The 16968-nt window shown below is 63.4% G+C and carries 15 protein-coding genes; 8 read left to right on the forward strand and 7 right to left on the reverse strand.

The annotated features are described in order from the left end of the window. The first annotated feature begins 65 nt into the window (after positions 1–65). Complete coding sequence (locus AC1DYC_RS29205) at positions 66–647, forward strand: TetR/AcrR family transcriptional regulator (protein ID WP_436258799.1); 582 nt, start codon at positions 66–68, stop codon at positions 645–647. A gap of 330 nt (positions 648–977) precedes the next feature. Here the strand turns inward: AC1DYC_RS29205 and AC1DYC_RS29210 are convergent, their stop codons facing one another. From AC1DYC_RS29210 to AC1DYC_RS29240, 7 genes are all read right to left on the reverse strand, one after another. Then, the gene (locus AC1DYC_RS29210; protein ID WP_477411147.1) at positions 978–2000 is read right to left on the reverse strand and encodes a LacI family DNA-binding transcriptional regulator; all 1023 of its coding nucleotides are present in this window, start codon (positions 1998–2000) and stop codon (positions 978–980) included. Between the two features lie 64 nt (positions 2001–2064). Further along, the gene (locus AC1DYC_RS29215) at positions 2065–2859 is read right to left on the reverse strand and encodes an ATP-binding cassette domain-containing protein (protein ID WP_477411148.1); all 795 of its coding nucleotides are present in this window, start codon (positions 2857–2859) and stop codon (positions 2065–2067) included. A 3-nt stretch (positions 2860–2862) separates the two neighbouring features. Next, a complete protein-coding gene (locus AC1DYC_RS29220; RefSeq protein WP_477411149.1) occupies positions 2863–3849 on the reverse strand; it encodes an ABC transporter permease in 987 nt (328 codons plus the stop codon). A gap of 117 nt (positions 3850–3966) precedes the next feature. Then, positions 3967–4899, reverse strand: a complete 933-nt coding sequence (locus AC1DYC_RS29225) for a substrate-binding domain-containing protein (protein WP_477411150.1) — start codon at positions 4897–4899, stop codon at positions 3967–3969. Positions 4900–5209: 310 nt separating this feature from the next. Then, a complete protein-coding gene (locus tag AC1DYC_RS29230) occupies positions 5210–6238 on the reverse strand; it encodes an ABC transporter permease (protein WP_477411151.1) in 1029 nt (342 codons plus the stop codon). Further along, the gene (locus tag AC1DYC_RS29235; RefSeq protein WP_477411152.1) at positions 6235–7779 is read right to left on the reverse strand and encodes a sugar ABC transporter ATP-binding protein; all 1545 of its coding nucleotides are present in this window, start codon (positions 7777–7779) and stop codon (positions 6235–6237) included. Before AC1DYC_RS29235 ends, AC1DYC_RS29230 begins: the two co-directional genes overlap by 4 nt. A 139-nt stretch (positions 7780–7918) precedes the next feature. After that, entirely contained in the window at positions 7919–9076 is a 1158-nt protein-coding gene (locus tag AC1DYC_RS29240; protein WP_477411153.1) for a fumarylacetoacetate hydrolase family protein, read from the reverse strand. Positions 9077–9260: 184 nt separating this feature from the next. Between AC1DYC_RS29240 and AC1DYC_RS29245 the strand changes: the two genes are divergently transcribed. The 7 genes from AC1DYC_RS29245 to AC1DYC_RS29275 all read left to right on the forward strand — a co-directional run bounded on the left by AC1DYC_RS29245 (position 9261) and on the right by AC1DYC_RS29275 (position 16799). Beyond that, the gene (locus AC1DYC_RS29245) at positions 9261–10544 is read left to right on the forward strand and encodes an NAD(P)/FAD-dependent oxidoreductase (RefSeq protein WP_477411154.1); all 1284 of its coding nucleotides are present in this window, start codon (positions 9261–9263) and stop codon (positions 10542–10544) included. Between the two features lie 96 nt (positions 10545–10640). Then, positions 10641–11528, forward strand: a complete 888-nt coding sequence (locus tag AC1DYC_RS29250; protein WP_477411155.1) for an ABC transporter permease — start codon at positions 10641–10643, stop codon at positions 11526–11528. After that, positions 11525–12349, forward strand: a complete 825-nt coding sequence (locus tag AC1DYC_RS29255) for an ABC transporter permease (protein ID WP_477411156.1) — start codon at positions 11525–11527, stop codon at positions 12347–12349. The genes AC1DYC_RS29250 and AC1DYC_RS29255 overlap by 4 nt, the downstream gene beginning before the upstream one ends. Before the next feature lie 26 nt (positions 12350–12375). Further along, positions 12376–13446, forward strand: a complete 1071-nt coding sequence (locus tag AC1DYC_RS29260) for an ABC transporter substrate-binding protein (protein ID WP_477411157.1) — start codon at positions 12376–12378, stop codon at positions 13444–13446. Positions 13447–13654: 208 nt separating this feature from the next. Next, positions 13655–14263, forward strand: a complete 609-nt coding sequence (locus tag AC1DYC_RS29265; RefSeq protein WP_477411158.1) for a cupin domain-containing protein — start codon at positions 13655–13657, stop codon at positions 14261–14263. Continuing rightward, complete coding sequence (locus AC1DYC_RS29270) at positions 14253–15338, forward strand: ABC transporter ATP-binding protein (RefSeq protein ID WP_477411159.1); 1086 nt, start codon at positions 14253–14255, stop codon at positions 15336–15338. The genes AC1DYC_RS29265 and AC1DYC_RS29270 overlap by 11 nt, the downstream gene beginning before the upstream one ends. Positions 15339–15371: 33 nt before the next feature. Next, entirely contained in the window at positions 15372–16799 is a 1428-nt protein-coding gene (locus AC1DYC_RS29275) for an aldehyde dehydrogenase family protein (RefSeq protein ID WP_477411160.1), read from the forward strand. Positions 16800–16968: the final 169 nt, after the last annotated feature.

A 16968-nucleotide genomic window follows, 5' to 3' on the forward strand; every position in this document is an offset into this window, starting at 1 on the left:
GTTACAGACCGGTAACACCCTAGTCAAGAGGTGGGCCGAAAATTTAGGGAGACAAGGAGACTGCGATGGCAGACGGCATTACGGATCGCGTGCGTCCCCGGGATCGTATCCTGGAGACGGCGCAGGACATGTTTCACAAGCATGGCATCAAGGGCGTCGGCGTCGACGCCATCACGGAAGCCGCCGGCACCAACAAGATGACGCTCTACCGTCATTTCGAGTCCAAGGACGAACTCATCATCCAGTGCCTGCGCGCTTCGGCGGCCAAGGGCGCCGCAATATGGGATGAGTTCGAGGCGGAGCACCCCGGCGACAAGCTGGCGCAATTGCATGCCTGGGTCCGCAAGGTCGCCGACATGCTGGCCGCCGACGGTCGCGGCTGCGACATGGCCAACGCCGCCGTCGAACTGACCGAGCCGAACCATCCGGCGCGGAGTGTGATCAAGGAGCTCAAGAGCGCCCAGCGTGACCGCCTCGTAGCACTCTGCCGCGATGCCGGCATCGGTCAGGCCGAGCTTCTCGCCGATACGCTGTCGCTGCTGTTCGAAGGTGCGCGCGTCAGCGTGCAGACCATGGGCTGCCAAGGCCCCAGCACACAGTTCGTGCGCATGGCGGAAGGCCTGATCAGTTCTTTCAGGGCGCGCTGAAGTCCAGCGATCCGGGTATGGAAGCTCCCGTCATCGGCGGGGGCCATATCTGTTTGATAAAGCCCGTTCGTCAGCTCTAGATTGATTTGAGAATGAAAAAAGCCCGCTGCCGGGAGGAGGTGGCAGCGGGCTCGATTTCGAACGAGATGCGGGAGGAGGTGCACCGCGTTCAGCGCCGGCATCGCATCTGGGAGGAGTAGATGGCCGACCACCAATACGTACGAGTTGCTTAATGATTCGGCAACCATAAAAGATGCATAGCTGCTGTGCAGATTTGCGGCAGCTACCCCGACTTGTCGTACAAATAGGAAAAGCCGCCACGGTGCAAATTCACTGCACCGGCACGTTTTCCTTGAAGATCAGCCGCGGCTCGATGAACTTCTTCGTCAGATAGGGCGCGGAAGACGCGATCGAGCCGAGCAGGCGGATCACCGATTGCTCGGCGATCAGCCGCGCATTCTGGTCGATGACCACATCGGCGAGGTCGTCAACGAGGTAGCCGCGCGTTTCCTTCGTCAGGTCGTGGCAGATGAACACCGGTTTCTTCTTCGGTCTGGTTTCGAGCAGCGCTCTGGCCACGCCTGAGCGTCCGGCGCCGACGCAATAAATGCCGAGCAGGTCCGGTTCGTTGTGCAGCGCCTGCATCGTGGCGGCATAGCTGCCCTCCGGCTCGTCATTGATCTCGACGGCGCTGGTGACAGTCAGGTTGGGAAATTCTTCTGATAGCACCGAGCGGAAGCCCATTTCGCGCTCCTCATGCCCGCGATAGGAGCGCGAGCCGACGACCATCGCCAGATGGCCCCTATGGCCGTTGAGGAAGCGCCCCATCAACAGCGCCGCCGTGCGCCCGGCAACCCGGTTGTCGATGCCGACATAGGCTGAGCGCGGGGCGGCCGGAACGTCGGAGACCAGCGTCACGAGCCGGATGCCCGCCTCGACCACGTCGCGTAATATGTTGCGCGTTCGCGGGTGATCGACGGCGATGACGCCGACGCCGTTGGCTTTCAGCGACAGGTTCTCGACCGCCGCCTGCAGTGCTGAGGGTGAGATGCCGGCAAGGTTGTGTACGCGACATGAGGCGACGAGCGGCAGCCGCGCCGCATAGTCCTCGATATGCCCGGCCAGATCGACCATGAAGCCGTTGGCGCCGATCGGCAGGAAGAATTCGAGATGCGCCGGCCGCGACGGCAGCGTCACCTGGTCGACCACCGGCAAATAGCCGAGCTGCTTGGCCGCCTCCATCACCCGCTGCCGGTTGGCAGCACTCGCGCCGGCCCGGTTGTTCAGCACCCTGTCGACGGTCGCCGTCGACAGGCCGCAGCTTCTGGCTATGTCAGCAACGGTGGCTTTCATGGCTGTAGTCATAGAGCATGATCCCGAAAAGTGGGAACCGGTTCTCCGCAAGGCCGACGGCCGTTCAGCCGTGCGATGGCTTGCCTTCGACGATGGCGTCGCGGATTTCCTTGTCCGACATGCCGGTGATGATGCGTTCGACCTCGGCGACATTTGTCTTCTTCGGGTCGATGTCATCGGCCACCACCTTGCCCCGGCGCATGACGACGATGCGGTCGACCACCTGGAAGACGTGATGGATGTTGTGGGCGATGAAGATGCAGGAATGCCCGGAATCGCGGGCGCTGCGCACGAAGCTCAGCACGCCTTGCGTCTCGGCGACGCCGAGATTGTTGGTCGGCTCGTCGAGGATGATCAGGTCGCTGTCGAAATGCATGGCGCGCGCAATCGCCACCGCCTGTCGCTCGCCGCCGGAGAGCGAGCCGATCGGCGTCGTCGGCGGGATGTTCTTGGAAATGCCGACCTGCTTGAGCAGGTCGCGGGCGACATTGTTCATCGCTTCCTGGTCCATGCGGTTCAAAAAGCGCGGCGGCTTGATCGGCTCGCGCCCGAGAAACAGGTTGCGGGCGATCGACAGCTGCGTCACCAGTGCGGAGTCCTGGTAGATCGTCTCGATGCCATGCGCGATGGCATCGCTGGTGCTACGCAGATTGACCTTCTTGCCGCGGATGAAGATGTCCCCGCTGGTCAGCGGCACGGCGCCCGACAGCACCTTGATCAGCGTCGACTTGCCGGCGCCATTGTCGCCGAGCAGGCCGACGATCTCCCTTTCATTGACATGGAAATTGGCGTCCTCGAGCGCCTGCACGCGCCCGTAGGACTTTTTGATGTTGGTCATGCGGATGAGCGGTTCAGCCATGGTTCACGTCCCCGCCTGATGCCGGCGTTCCAGCCATGAATGCAGCGCCATCATGCCGAGGATGATGGCGCCGATGAAGATGTTGTAGGCGAGGCCGGGCACGCCGATCAGCACGATGCCGTTGCGCATCACGCGCAGGATCAGGATGCCAAGCACGGTGCCGATGATGGTGCCGCGCCCGCCGGTCAGCGCCGTGCCGCCGATCACCACCATGGCGATGACTTCCAGCTCGTAGCCGGTGCCGCTGTTGGGGTTGGCGGCCGATGTGCGCAGCGAAGAGATGACGCCGGCCAGCGAGGCCATAAGCGACGACAGGATGAACAGGCCGATCTTGACGCCGTTGACGTTGACGCCGCGCGCACGGGCCGCATTCGGGTTGCCACCCGCCGCCTGGATCCAGTTGCCGACCCGGCTTTGCGTCAGCACATAGCCAAGGATAAGGGCGGCGGCGATGAACCAGAACAGCGACATGTAGATGCGGAACGGCCCGATGAAGAAATCGCCGACCAGCGCTTCGGCGAGCCAGCTGCCCTCCGCGCTCCAGGTCCGCTGCGGAAAGCCGTCGGTGACAAACAGCGCCGTGCCGCGCACCACCAAGAGCATGCCGAGCGTGACCAGGAAGGACGGGATTTTGAGCTGCGTGACGAACCAGCCATTGACCAGCCCGATGAGAGCGGCGACCAGCAAGGCGGCGAGGAAGCCGACCTCCAGCGAGGTCAGCCCGCTGTTGAACAGCGTCCACATCAGCACCGGCGAGAAGCCGAACAGCGAGCCGACCGAAAGGTCGAATTCGCCTGACGTCATCAGCAGCGTCATGGCCAGCGCGATCAGGCCGAGCTCGACGGTGAAGGCCAGCGTGTTGGAGATGTTCTGCGGCGACAGGAAATCGTGGTTGATGCTCCAGAACACCGCGATTTCGATGATGAGCAGCACGAAAGGCCCGAATTCCGGCCTCGCGATCAGGCGTTGGATGAGCGAACGGTTTTCCACTGATAACCCGCGACAGGAAGGGAAGGGCTGAGACCCCGCGCATCGTCTGCGAAGGCTCGGCGGAACGGAAGGACAGTCGCGACCGCCGATGCGGCCGCGACTGTTTCTAGGTCTGGATTACTTGCCGGACAGGATGTCGTCGTAGACCTGCGCGGTGTCCTTTTCATAGAGCGCGCCGGTGATGACGTTGAAGCCCGGAGGAATGCCCGAGGCTGCCATGTTGGCCAGCGACAGTGCGACATAGCTGGTCGCCTGCGGGTCCTGCCATTGGCCGGCATTGACGTATCCGGTCAGCACTTCCTGGGTGGTGTCGAGCGAGTTGCCCCAGCCGACAACAGGGATTTCGCCCGGCTTGATGCCGACCTGGTCGAAGACCCGCTTGATCGAGCCGGTGACCAGATCGCCGAGGCCGATGATCGCCTTGACCTTGGCCTTGTTGGCGGTGAGGTAGTCGACCATGCGGTTGATCACTTCGGCCTGGTCGAGCGTCGCTTCGGTGATTTCATAAGTGATGCCGAGCGGTTCGAAGACGCTCTTGATGCCTTCTTCTTCCTGAACGCCATAGGTGGCGCCGGGCACTTCGACCGGCATCCAGACGAAGTCGCCTTTCTTCACCAGGCCCTTGTCGACCAGATATTGCGCCCAATGTTTGCCGAAGGTGGTGTTGTCACCGCCAACGTAAGCGTTGAAGCTCGCCTTGGGATCGGGCGTGTTGAAGTTGATGATCGGAATCTTGGCGGTGTTGGCTTCCTTGGCGATCTCCACCAGGCTGCCCGGATCGGGGCTGGTGGTGACGATGCCGTCGGCCTTGGCGGATATTGCCGCGCGCACAGCCTCCTGCTGCGACGCAACGTCGCCATTGTGGAACGAGGTGTTGACGGTGTTGCCGGTATCCTTCGCCCATTGCTTGGCGCCGGCCAGGAAGTAGGTCCAGACCGGGTCGGCCGGGCCGCCATGCGAAATCCAGTAGAACGTCTTGGCTTGCGCCGCGGCCGGAATGGCCAGCGCCACAATCAAGCCAAGCACGAGTAATCGTAGCCTCGTCAGCATTTGCTTTCCTCCCATGTTGAAAAACGACCTCCACGTCCGGCGATGATCCAGGCCATGCCCGATCATATCCTCCTGCCAGCGCCGATCTGGATGCAGGATAGAGCATCTTCTTTCCGCACGTTGGCAAGCCTCCACCCACCAGTGGATGGTGGCGCGATGCAACATGCCATCAGCGATCCCATCAGATCGCATCAGTTCGAGCAATTCCAGGAAAAGTGTGAAGCGGTTTTCCCGGGAAAAGCGCGTAGCGCTTTCCCTTGGGAATTGCGTCAAACCACGAGAAATAGATATTTCCGGCCGGTGCCGGAACTCAGGCGTGCATATTTTCCGGAATGCGCTCGGCGCGGCGGTTGCGCACCAGCTTGACCAGCCGGTCGAGCGCCAGGGCCAGCACCATCACGGCACCGATCACGAAGGGGCTCCATGTGGCGTCGATGCCGAACAGGGTCATGCCGCTTAGGATCACCTGGACGATCAGCATGCCGATCACTGCGCCGATGACCGTGCCGCGGCCGCCCGAAAGCGAGGTGCCGCCAATGAGCGCCGCGGCAATCGCCATCAGCACGAAACCGCCGCCTTGGTCGACGTCGGTGACGGGAGAGCCAAGCCACAGCGCGCCCGCCAGCCCCGCGACGGCGCCCATCAGCACCAGCGCCTGCAGCCTTACCGTGCCTGTCGGGATACCGGCATAAAGGGCTGCCTGCGGGTTGCTGCCGACCGCCTGGACCCGGTAGCCGAAGCGGCTGCGCTGGAGCACGAGCTGCATCACCACTGCCATTGCAGCGAAGGCAAAGACGGCCGTCGGCACAACGCCGAACATTTTGGCGTGAACGATCTCAAACAGTTCGCCGCTCGGATTGGCCGGAGCGGTCGATTGCATCTTGACGGCCACCGCCGCCAGGCCCCGGAACATCGCGAAAGTACCGAGCGTGACCACGATGACCGGCAGGCGCAGCGCCACCACCAGCAGGCCGTTGACGAGGCCGAGCCCGGCGCCGAGCAGCACGCCGGCAAAGGCGGCAAGCCACGGGTTGATGCCGGCAGACAGAAGGAATGCGGTGAGCAGTGCCGTGAGATGGAACATCCAGCCGACGGAAAGGTCGATCTCGCGCAAGGCGAGCACGAACACCATGCCGATCGCCAGCATGCCGGGATAGGCGGCGCTTTCCAGCAGCGACAGCAGATTGGCCTGATCGAGGAAACCCGGCCGGGCAAAACCGATGATCGCCACCAGGACAACGAGGCCGACGAGCGGGCCGAGTTCCACCGGCAGGCGAAGGCTGCGCTTCGGGCGGGCAACCGATCCGGCAAGCAGGGGCGCGGGATCTACTCTTGTCATGCCATGGTACCCACGAGTTTCCTTTTCGGCGGCACCGCCTCCGGCATCTCGCCGGTGGCGATCAGTTGCAGCACCGTCCTTCTCTTCATCTCGGCGCCGAACACCTCGCCGGCGACCCGCCCGCGATGGAAGACCAGGACGCGGTTGCTGAGGTTGGTCAGTTCGGACGGCTCGGACGAACGCAACAAAACGATGCAGCCATTCGCCGCCAGCTGCCGGATTAGCACATAGATCTTGCGCTTGGCGGCCGCCTCGATACCGCCGGCCGGATTGTCGAGGAGCAGCACTTGCGGCGCCGTCTCCAGCCATTTGGCGATGACGATTTTCTGCTGGTCGCCGGCCAGCAGCGAATTCGCCGGCGCATCCGGCAAGCCCTTGATGCGCAGCGCCTCGATCTGCCTTGCCGCGCCGGCGATCGCGGCCTTGGGCGAATAACGGCGCGGCCCCCAGTTGCGGGCGCCGGCGACGATGTTGCCGATGTTGAAGGCCAGCGACCGGTCGGGCATCAGGCCGCTGCACCGGCGGTCCGCTGGCACCAGACCGATGCCGCGCCTTGCTGCTTCGGTCGGGTTTTTCGGCAAGCCATGGCCGTCGGGAAACCGCACCGCGCCGCCTTGCGCCTTGAGCAGGCCAAACAGCATCTCGAACAGGTCTTCAACGCCCGATCCCTCAAGCCCTGCAAAGCCGAGGACCTCGCCGGAGCGGGCAGTGAAGCTGACGCCGGAAATCCGGCCGCCGCTCAGACCTTCCACCGTGATCTGCGGTCTTATCGTGCTGGCATTGGCCGGCAGGGCAGGCGGGAACAGGCTGTCGCGCTGCTGGCCGATCATGGCATCGATGACGTCGGCTTCGCTCAGCGCCGAGCGCTCCTTGGACAGCGCGTCGCGGCCGTTGCGCATGACGGTGACATGGTCGGCGATGGCAAACACGTCCTCCAGCCGGTGCGAGACGTAGAGTACGCTCATGCCCTTGGCCTTGAGCTCGCGCAGCACCGTGAACAGATGTTCGGTCTCGCGCCGGTCAAGCGCCGAATTGGGGTCATCGAGGATCAGCAGCCGCGGGCCTTGCAGAAGCTCGCGAGCGAGTTCGACAAGCTGCCGCTCGCCCATGTCGAGTTGGCCGACCGGAGCGCGAACGTCGATGTCGAGATCGAGCTGCCGCAGCAAGGTGCGGCTGCGCGCCTCCATCTCGCGCCTGGAGATGAGGCCGTTGCGCAGCGGTTCCCGGTTGACGAACAGATTGGCCAGCACCGAGTGGTCGGCAAACAGGCTGAGTCCCTGATGGACGACGCCGATGCTGTGCTTTTTGGCAATGACAGGACTGTCGATGGCAACGGTCTGGTCGCCGATGCGGATGGTGCCGCTGTCGGGCTTGACCACCCCGGCAAGCACTTTCACCAGCGTCGACTTGCCGGCGCCGCTTTCGCCGATCACGGCATGGATCGTCCCCGGTCCGACGGACAGGTTCATATCCTTGAGCGCGACAACACCGCCATAACGCATGGCGAGATTGCGCACCGACATTATCGGAGAACCGAGCATGCGATTCGGCCCCCTCAGACCGCGCCCCGATCTTGGAGCGAATTCCCGAAACAGTCACCCGGATTCCGCTAACAAACGGCTTACGGATTTCGGACAGGAACGTTTGCCGGCAGTCCGTTCGTCCAGACGGTCGCGAAATTTAAATCAGATCGGCCTTGGCGAGGTCGCGCATGAGATGGCTGGCGCCATAGGTCCAGTGCGGGCAGTCCGGCGACAGGAGCACGCGATTGACCAGCGCGCCGAATTTCTCCGACGAGATGGTGACGATGTCGCCGACCTTGTGGGTGAACCCCTTGCCCTTTTCGCCGCGGTCCTTCGACGGCACGAACATGGTGCCGAGATAAAGCGCCAGCCCATCCGGATACTGGTGATGCGGCCCCATGGCGGCCGCGACCAGCTCTTCGGGCGAGCGGCTGATCTCGGCCATCGAGCTCGCGCCCTCCAGCGAAAACCCGTCCTCGCCCTCTACCTTCAGCCGAACAATGGCCTGCTTCACATCGTCGATCGAGAATGTTGCATCGAACAGCCGGATGAACGGGCCGAGCGACGCCGAGGCATTGTTGTCCTTGGCCTTGCCGAGCAGCAGCGCCGAGCGTCCCTCGACGTCGCGCAGATTGACGTCGTTGCCGATGGTGGCGCCGACGATCCTGCCGGTGCTGGCCGCGATCATGGCGATCTCCGGCTCCGGATTGTTCCAGGTCGACACCGGATGCAGGCCGACATCAGCGCCGAAGCCGACCGACGCCATCGGCTGGCATTTGGTGAAGATCTCGGCGTCGGGACCGATGCCGACTTCCAGATATTGTGACCAGGCGCCGCGCTCGATCAGCTTGGCCTTGATCTCCATCGCCTCCGGCGAACCGGGCTTGAGCTTCGACAGGTCGTGGCCGATCAGCCCGGCAATGTCGGCGCGGATGGCGTCGGCCTTTTCCGCCGAGCCGCGCGCCTGTTCCTCGATGACGCGCTCGAGCAGGCTGACGACGAAGGTGACGCCCGACGCCTTCACCGCCTGCAGGTCGACGGGCGAGACCAGATAGGGTTTTGCCGGGTCGCGAGTGGCCTGGAAACTGTTGGCGGCAATCGCCTCGAGAGAGCCGATCGCTTTGCCCTTGGCTGAGCTCGCATAGCCAGCCGGGTCGGCCATCTCGCAGATGTCGCGCACGGTTGGCGCTGCGCGAGAGGTGATGTCGAAGACGGTGCCGTCGCGCACCGTGACCACCAGCGGATGCGAGGCATCGCTTACCTTGGCGCGGCCGATGAAGAGCCCGTCGGCGGGAAGCTGCGTTGGGTTCGTCATGGCTTACGGTCCTTTGACTGATCGAAATGGGGCTGGCCTGAATGGCGCGGCACTTTCACCGGATTCACGCCAAAGGTCTATCCCGTGGCGCAGCCAATTGTCGGCGCTGACATGAAGCCTGCCCTTTCAAAAAAATGAAATAGCCAATAGCATTTTCATTTTATGCTCGACATCAGGTGAAGCCTTGCCCGCACCGTTTTCCGTTCCGATCTGGCAGAAGCCGCCGACCGCATCCGCATTCCAGTCGCTCGTCCCGGACGGCAAGCCGGTGGATGTCGTCATCGTCGGTGGCGGCTTCATGGGCCTGTCGACGGCCTTGCATGCCGCGCGCCTCGGTCTCGGCGTCCAGGTGCTGGACTCCGGCGAGATCGGGCAGGGCGCCTCGGGCCTCAATGGCGGCCAGGTCATTCCCGGCCTGAAATACGATCCCGAATGGCTGCTCGAGCATTTCGGGCCTGAGCGCGGCCAGGCACTGGTCGATTTCGCCGCCTCGACCGCTGATACGGTGTTCGACCTCATCCGTGACGAAAAACTGGCAGTGCCGTTCACCCGCAATGGCTGGATACAGGCCGCGCACACCGAAACCGCTTTGAAAGCGGCAGCCAACCGCGATCGGCAATGGCAGGCGCGAGGCGCCGATGTCCGGCTTCTGAGCCAAAGCGAAATCGACGCGATGACCGGCGCGCAAGGCTATCTCGGCGGCTGGCTCGACCGCCGCGCCGGCATCATCGATCCGCTCGCCTATACGCTGGAACTGGCGCGCATTGCTGCCGCGGCCGGCGTCAGCATCGCTGAGCGGCAGAAAGTGGTGAAACTCACCAAGGACGCCGGCGTTTGGCGTGTTTCGATCGCAAACGGCGTGGAAATACGGGCCAAGGCGGTTGTGCTGGCGACCAACGCTTATACCGATGGACTGCTTCCGGGTCTCGCCAAGACGATCGTGCCGCTGCATTCGTTCCAGGTCGCGACCGCGCCGCTGTCGTCCAACCTTGCAGCGGCGATCCTGCCGGAAGGGCAGGCGGTCTCTGACTCCAGGCGCATCCTCGTCTACTATCGCAAGACAGCCGACGGCCGGCTGGTGCTTGGCGGCCGCGGTCGCATGGCGCTGCCAAGAAGTGAAGCCGACTGGGCGCATCTGCAGCGCGCGCTGGTGCGGCTCTATCCCACGCTCTCCGATGTTCCCATCGAGAAGCGCTGGTTCGGCCGCGTGGCGATGACGCCGGATCATCTGCCGCACATCCACGAGCCCGAAAAAGGCTTGCTCGCCGTGGTCGGCTGCCAGGGCAGAGGCGTCGGCCTGATGAGCGCGCTGGGAAAGCGCATGGCGGGCTACTTGGCAAATGGTGACGCAGCGCAATTGCCGTTCCCGCTGTCGCCGATCCGGCCGATCCCGTTCCATGCCTTCCGCCAGGTCGGCGTCGCCGCGACCATCGCCTGGTACAGGATGCTGGACGCCTTCGAGCGCTGATTGCACCTTGGCGGGTTAGCGCCAGCTAATTCAGCTTGACAGTTTCATGAATATGAAAAAAGTTAGGATGATTTCATAATTCGGTTGAACAGTTTGATGTCGACCATCGTTGCGTCTGAAGCACCGGCACAGCCCCGATCCCCTTCGGGCTTCCGCTTCGCCATGTTGCTGCCGGGCGGGCTGGTCACTTTCTTCCTGATCCTGTTCGCCCTCGGCCTCGTGCTGTTTCTCGCCTTTCGCGGCAATGACGGTTCGCTGCTGGGCGTCGGATTCACGGCAGACAATTTCATCACCGTGGTCTCGGATCCGCTCTACTGGACGGTGACGCTGCGCTCGTTGGTCATTGCCGGCCTGGTTACGCTGGCAACCGTCGTCACCGCCTATCCCGTCGCCTACTACCTCGCCTTCCATGCCGGCCGTCGCCGCGGCCTGCTGCTGTTCCTGGTGACGCTGCCATTCTGGATCAGCTATCTCCTGCGCGTCTTCGCCTGGAAGATCGTGCTCGCCTACAATGGCGTCTTGAATTCGGCGCTGATCGAAAGCGGCATCTGGTCGGAGCCGACGCTGGCCTTCCTCAACACGCCGGCAGCGGTGGTGGTCACGCTGGCGCATGCCTATGCGCCCTTCGCCATCCTGCCGATCTACGTGGCGTTGGACACCATTCCGAAATCGCTGCTCGAAGCCGCGTCCGATCTTGGCGCCAGGCCGTTCACCGCATTTCGCCGCGTCGTGCTGCCCAATTCGATGCCGGGCGTGCTGGCGGCAGCCCTCGTCGTCTTCGTGCCGACGGTCGGCGACTATGTCACCCCGGCCATGGTCGGCGGTCCCGCCAGCACCATGATCGGCTCGCTGATCCAGTCTCAATTCGGCAAGGCCAATGACTGGCCGTTCGGCGCCGCACTCTCCGTCGCCGTGATGCTGGTCATCCTCTGCGTGGTGCTGGTCGTGCGCTTCGCCGACCGCAAATTCGGCAGCCGCACATGAGCGTGGCGCGCACCGAAGGCGGCCGCTGGCTTGGCGTCTACGTCATCGCCTATCTCGTCTTTCTCTATCTGCCGGTTCTGTTGATCCCGCTGTTCTCCTTCAACAATTCCATCCAGGCCGCGTTTCCGCTGCAGGGTTTTACGCTCGAATGGTATACCACGCTCTATGGCAATCCGGCGCTGTCCGGCGCGCTTGTGAACAGCCTCGTCATCGGCGTCGTGGCCGCCGCCGGCGCGACGCTCTGCGGCATCACCGTGTCCTACATGGACCTTTATGGCCGCTCGCCGCTGGCTGCCACCATCAGCGCCATCTCTAGGCTGCCGATCCTGATCCCCGGCGTCATCGTCGGCATCTCGCTGTTGATCCTCGTCAATCTCATTGGCCTCGGCCCATCGCGCATTGCCATCGTGCTCAGCCACATACTGGTGGCGCTGCCGACGACGGTGGTCATCATGCGCAGCCGCTTCGCCGCCATTCCGAAGACCATTCGCGAGGCAGCGCTCGATCTCGGCGCTTCCGACTGGACGACCTTCCGGCGGGTGATGCTGCCGCTCAGCCTGCCAGCGATCATTTCGGCCTTCATGCTGGCGTTTCTGATCTCCTTCGACGAGTTCATCGTCGTCTTCTTCCTCGCCGGCACCGAGCCGACGCTGCCGCTCTACATCTGGAGCCAGCTGCGCTTCCCCCGCTCGCTGCCGACGGTGATGGCGCTCGGCACCTCGATCCTGGCGGTGTCCTTCATCATTGCCGGCACCGCCGAACTGTTGCGCCATCGCGGGCTCAGTGCGACCCGCCCGCGAGCGCCCGCCAATCCAGCCTGAAACCATAACAAGAGAGGAGAACCGAAATGGCATTCGACCTGAAATCGATCACCGGAAAGACAGCCCGCACCGGGCTTGCAGCCCTTGCAATCGTCCTGTCGTCGACCGTCGCCTTCGCCGCCGACAAGCTGCAATATTTCACCTGGTCGGGCTATGAACTGCCCGACTTCAACAAGAGCTTCCTGGCCGCGCATCCAGATGGCGTCGAGGCCTCGATCTTCGGCGACGACGACGACGCCTTCACCAAGGTGAAGGCCGGGTTCCGCCCCGACATCGCGCATCCCTGCTACGACAAGGTGGCGCGCTGGAACAAGGAAGGCCTGCTGCAGCCGATCGACACCAAGCGCATCAAGAACTGGGATTCGATCTTCCCGGTGTTCAAGAACCTTCCTGACATCCAGGCTGGTGACGGCAAGGTCTGGATGGTGCCGTGGGACTGGGGCAACACCTCGATCCTCTACCGCACCGATCTGGTCAAGAACCCGGAAGCCAGCTGGAACCTTCTGTGGGACAAGCAGTATGCCGGTCGCATGGCGACCATCGATGCCGTGCACGACACCCCGATCGTTGCCGCACTGCTGGCCGGCGTCAATCCATTCGACATGACGCCGGCCGAGATGGACAAGGTGGCGGAAAAACTGCGCGAGCAGCGTCCGTTGCTCTCCAACTACACCACCGACATGACCTCGGTCGAACAGGCGCTGGCCAGCGGCCAGCTGGTCGCCGCCATGACCTGGAACGCGTCGGCCACCTCGCTGAAGAAGCAAGGCGTGCCGGTCGAGTTCATGAAGCCGAAGGAGGGCATGCTGACCTGGGCCTGCGGCTTCGTCATGCTCAAGGACGCCAAGAATGTCGACCTCGCCTATGACTTCATCAACAGCCGGCTCGACGCCGACTCAGGTAAGTACCTGATCCAGGCCTATGGCTATGGCAGTTCGCTGGCGACCGCCTTCGCCGGCGTGGCGAAGGACGAGCTCGACAAGCTGCAACTGCCGGCGGATCCGGAAGTGATGCTGAAGAGCACCATCTTCACCGGCCCGATGAAGCAGAATGACGATGTGGCGAAGATGTTCGAGAAGGTGAAGGCGGGTGGGTGAGGCGCTCTTCTCCTTCTCCCCTTGTGGGAGAAGGTGGATCGGCGCGCAGCGCCGAGACGGATGAGGGGTGGTCCAGGGAACGCCAACGTCTCACTCCGCTGGAACACCCCTCATCCGTCGCCTTTGGCGACACCTTCTCCCACAAGGGGAGAAGGGGGAGCTCTTCGGCGCTGCGCCGCGCCAATAGGACAGTTACAAGGACCTACGCATGGACATGCTCGACGATGCAACCGAGAAGCCCAAGGACGATGCCGACATCCGCGTCGGCCGCCGTGTGCGGGCGCTGCGGCTGGAGCGCAATCTGTCTCTGGCTGAGCTTGCGGCCAAGGCCGGCGTGTCGATCGGGGCGCTGAGCCAGATCGAGCGCGGCCTGTCCTCGCTGCGCGTCAAGGTGATCTGGCCGCTCGCCGCTGCGCTCGACATCGAGCCTTCGGCGCTGATTACCGACGGCAACGATGCCGGCAACGATCTCTATTGCGTGCGCGCCGACAAACGTCGGCAGATCCCGGTCAAATCGGAAGGCATCGCCAAGGCGCTGTTGTCGCCGCCGGGCGCGACGCTGACGGGGCTCTTGGTGACGGTCGAAGCCGATGGCGGCACGGCGGAAGCCTATGCGCATATCGGTCACGAATTCGGCTACGTGCTGGCGGGCGAGGTCGAGCTGGTGGTGGATTCGACAAAATACGTGCTGAAGACCGGCGACTCCTTTGCCTTCAAGAGCACGCTTCTGCATGCCTTCCGCAATCCCGGCACCGAGCCCTGCCAGATTCTCTGGGTCAACACCACGAAGCCGTCCGAGGTTCGCGATGGCGCCTGATGCTCTCGTCCGGCTGGACAAGGTTTCGAAGATTTTTCCCGGCGGCATTATCGGGCTCGATGCCGTCGATCTCGACATCATCAGCGGCGAGTTCATCACCCTGCTTGGTCCCTCGGGTTGCGGCAAGACCACCAGCCTGCGCGTCATCGCCGGCTTCGAAAGTCCGTCGAGCGGCAAGGTGCTGCTCGATGGCCTGGACATCACCGCGCTCAGGCCCTTCGACCGGCCTGTCAACACCGTGTTCCAGGACTACGCGTTGTTTCCGCACATGAACGTCGCCGAAAATGTCGGCTTCGGCCTGTCGCTGCGCAAACTGTCCGGAGCCGAGCAGTCGAAGCGCGCCCGCGAAGCACTCGACATGGTCGGCCTTGCCGACAAGCTCGGCGCGCGCGTCTCCGAACTGTCGGGCGGCCAGCGCCAGCGTGTGGCACTCGCCCGCGCCATTGTCTGCGAGCCGCGCGTGCTGTTGCTCGACGAGCCGCTGTCGGCGCTCGACGCGCATCTGCGCGAACAGATGCAGGTCGAGCTGAAGCGGCTGCAGTCGCGGCTCGGCACCACCTTCGTCATGGTCACCCACGACCAGACCGAAGCACTGTCGATTTCCGACCGCATCGTCGTCATGAACAAGGGCCGCATCGAGCAGATCGCGCCGCCGGCCACGCTCTACGACCGGCCGGCGACGAAGTTTGTCGCGAGCTTCATAGGCACGATGAATCTTCTGCAGTCGCGCTTCATCGGTCGCGACGGCGACCGCCTGCGCTTTGCCGCGGGTGGGCTTTCGCTGGAGGCAACGTCCGAAACCGGCGACACGCCCGCCGAGGGTGCCGAACGCACCATCGGCGTCCGTCCCGAGGATCTGCTCGCCACCACCGCGGCCGCCGCCGGCACCGCGCCGGCGCGCGTTAACAGCATCGTCTTCCACGGCCGCACGCTTCGGCTGCACGCCGAACTCCGGCAGGGATTGCCGGTGGTGATCGACGCCCCGCGCCAGGCCGAGGGCTTTCAATTCAGCGTCGGCGACGTGGCGCATATCAGTCTGCGCCGTGGCGCCAACTGCCCTATGTTGCCCAACTAATCCAACCCAATCCCCACAATCGGAGCGTACCCCTTGAGCAATCATCTCAATTTCTTCATCGACGGCAAATGGGTGGCGCCTGTGGTGCCGGCGACGCTGGATGTCATCGACCCATCGACCGAAGAGGCCTACACCAAAATTTCTCTGGGCTCGAAGGCCGATGTCGACAAGGCTGTCGCCGCCGCCAAGGCAGCTTTCCCATCCTTTTCGCAGACCAGCAAGGCCGAGCGCCTGAAGCTTCTGAAGCGCATCCTCGAAGTCTACAATGAGCGCTATGAGGACATCGCCCAGGCGGTCAGCCAGGAAATGGGCGCGCCGATCACCTGGGCCCGCGAGGCGCAGGCCTGGGCCGGCCGCGCGCATATGGAAGCGACCATCAAGGCGCTGGAGGACTATGAATTCCAGGAGAAGCGCGGCGGCACCATGGTGGTCAAGGAAGCGATCGGTGTCTGCGCGCTGATCACGCCGTGGAACTGGCCGCTCAACCAGATCGTCTGCAAGGTGGCGCCGGCGATTGCCGCCGGCTGCACCGTGGTGCTGAAGCCGTCCGAAATCGCACCGATCAGCGGCATCGTCTTTTCGGAAGTGATGCAGGCCGCGGGCGTGCCGAAGGGCGTCTACAACATGGTCAACGGCAACGGCCCCGATGTCGGCCAGATCATGGCCGGCCACGCGGACGTCGACATGGTCTCCTTCACCGGTTCGACCCGTGCCGGCATCATCGTCGCCAAGACGGCGGCCGAGACGGTGAAGCGCGTGGCGCAGGAACTCGGCGGCAAGTCGGCCAATATCGTGCTGGCGGATGCCGATTTCGAAACGGCGGTGCGCAAGGGCGTCGAGGGCTGCTTCGGCAACAGCGGCCAGTCCTGCGATGCGCCGACCCGCATGCTGGTGCCGGCCGCCCGCCACGACGAGGCGCTGGCCATCGCCAAGAAGGCCGCCGAAGCCCACAATGTCGGCGATCCGCGCTCGGAAGACACCAAGCTCGGACCGGTCGTCTCCAACATCCAGTACGACAAGATCCAGCGGCTCATCGAAGCCGGCGTCAAGGAAGGCGCGACGCTCGTCACCGGTGGTCCCGGCCGGCCGGAGCATCTGAACCGCGGCTACTATGTCCGCCCGACCGTGTTCGGCCATGTCACACCGGGCATGACCATCGAGAAGGAAGAGATCTTCGGCCCGGTACTGTCGGTCATCTCCTACAGCGACGACGACGATGCCGTGAAGATCGCCAACGACACCGTCTATGGTCTCGCTGCCTATGTGCAGTCCGGCGATATCGAGCACGCCCGAAAAGTGGCCGGACAGCTGCGCGCCGGGCAGGTCTCGATCAACTATCCGGAATGGGACACGTTCGCACCGTTCGGCGGCTACAAACAGTCCGGCAACGGCCGCGAATATGCCGATTGGGCCATCCACGATTTCCTCGAGGTCAAGGGCATCATCGGCTACGGGGCATAAGCTTCAGACTGCTATCTGGTAATTCTCGGCAACAGGCGCTGATTCAGAAAGCATCAGCGCCTGCTTCTTTTCGACTCGATTTTCTCAATATTTATCTAAATTGCCCGAGGCGATTATAGTCTCGGTAGATCTGTCTTGGCATCGGCGACAAATCATGGTTCAAATGCGG

It is taken from the genome of Mesorhizobium sp. P2_E7 (genome assembly GCF_056403855.1).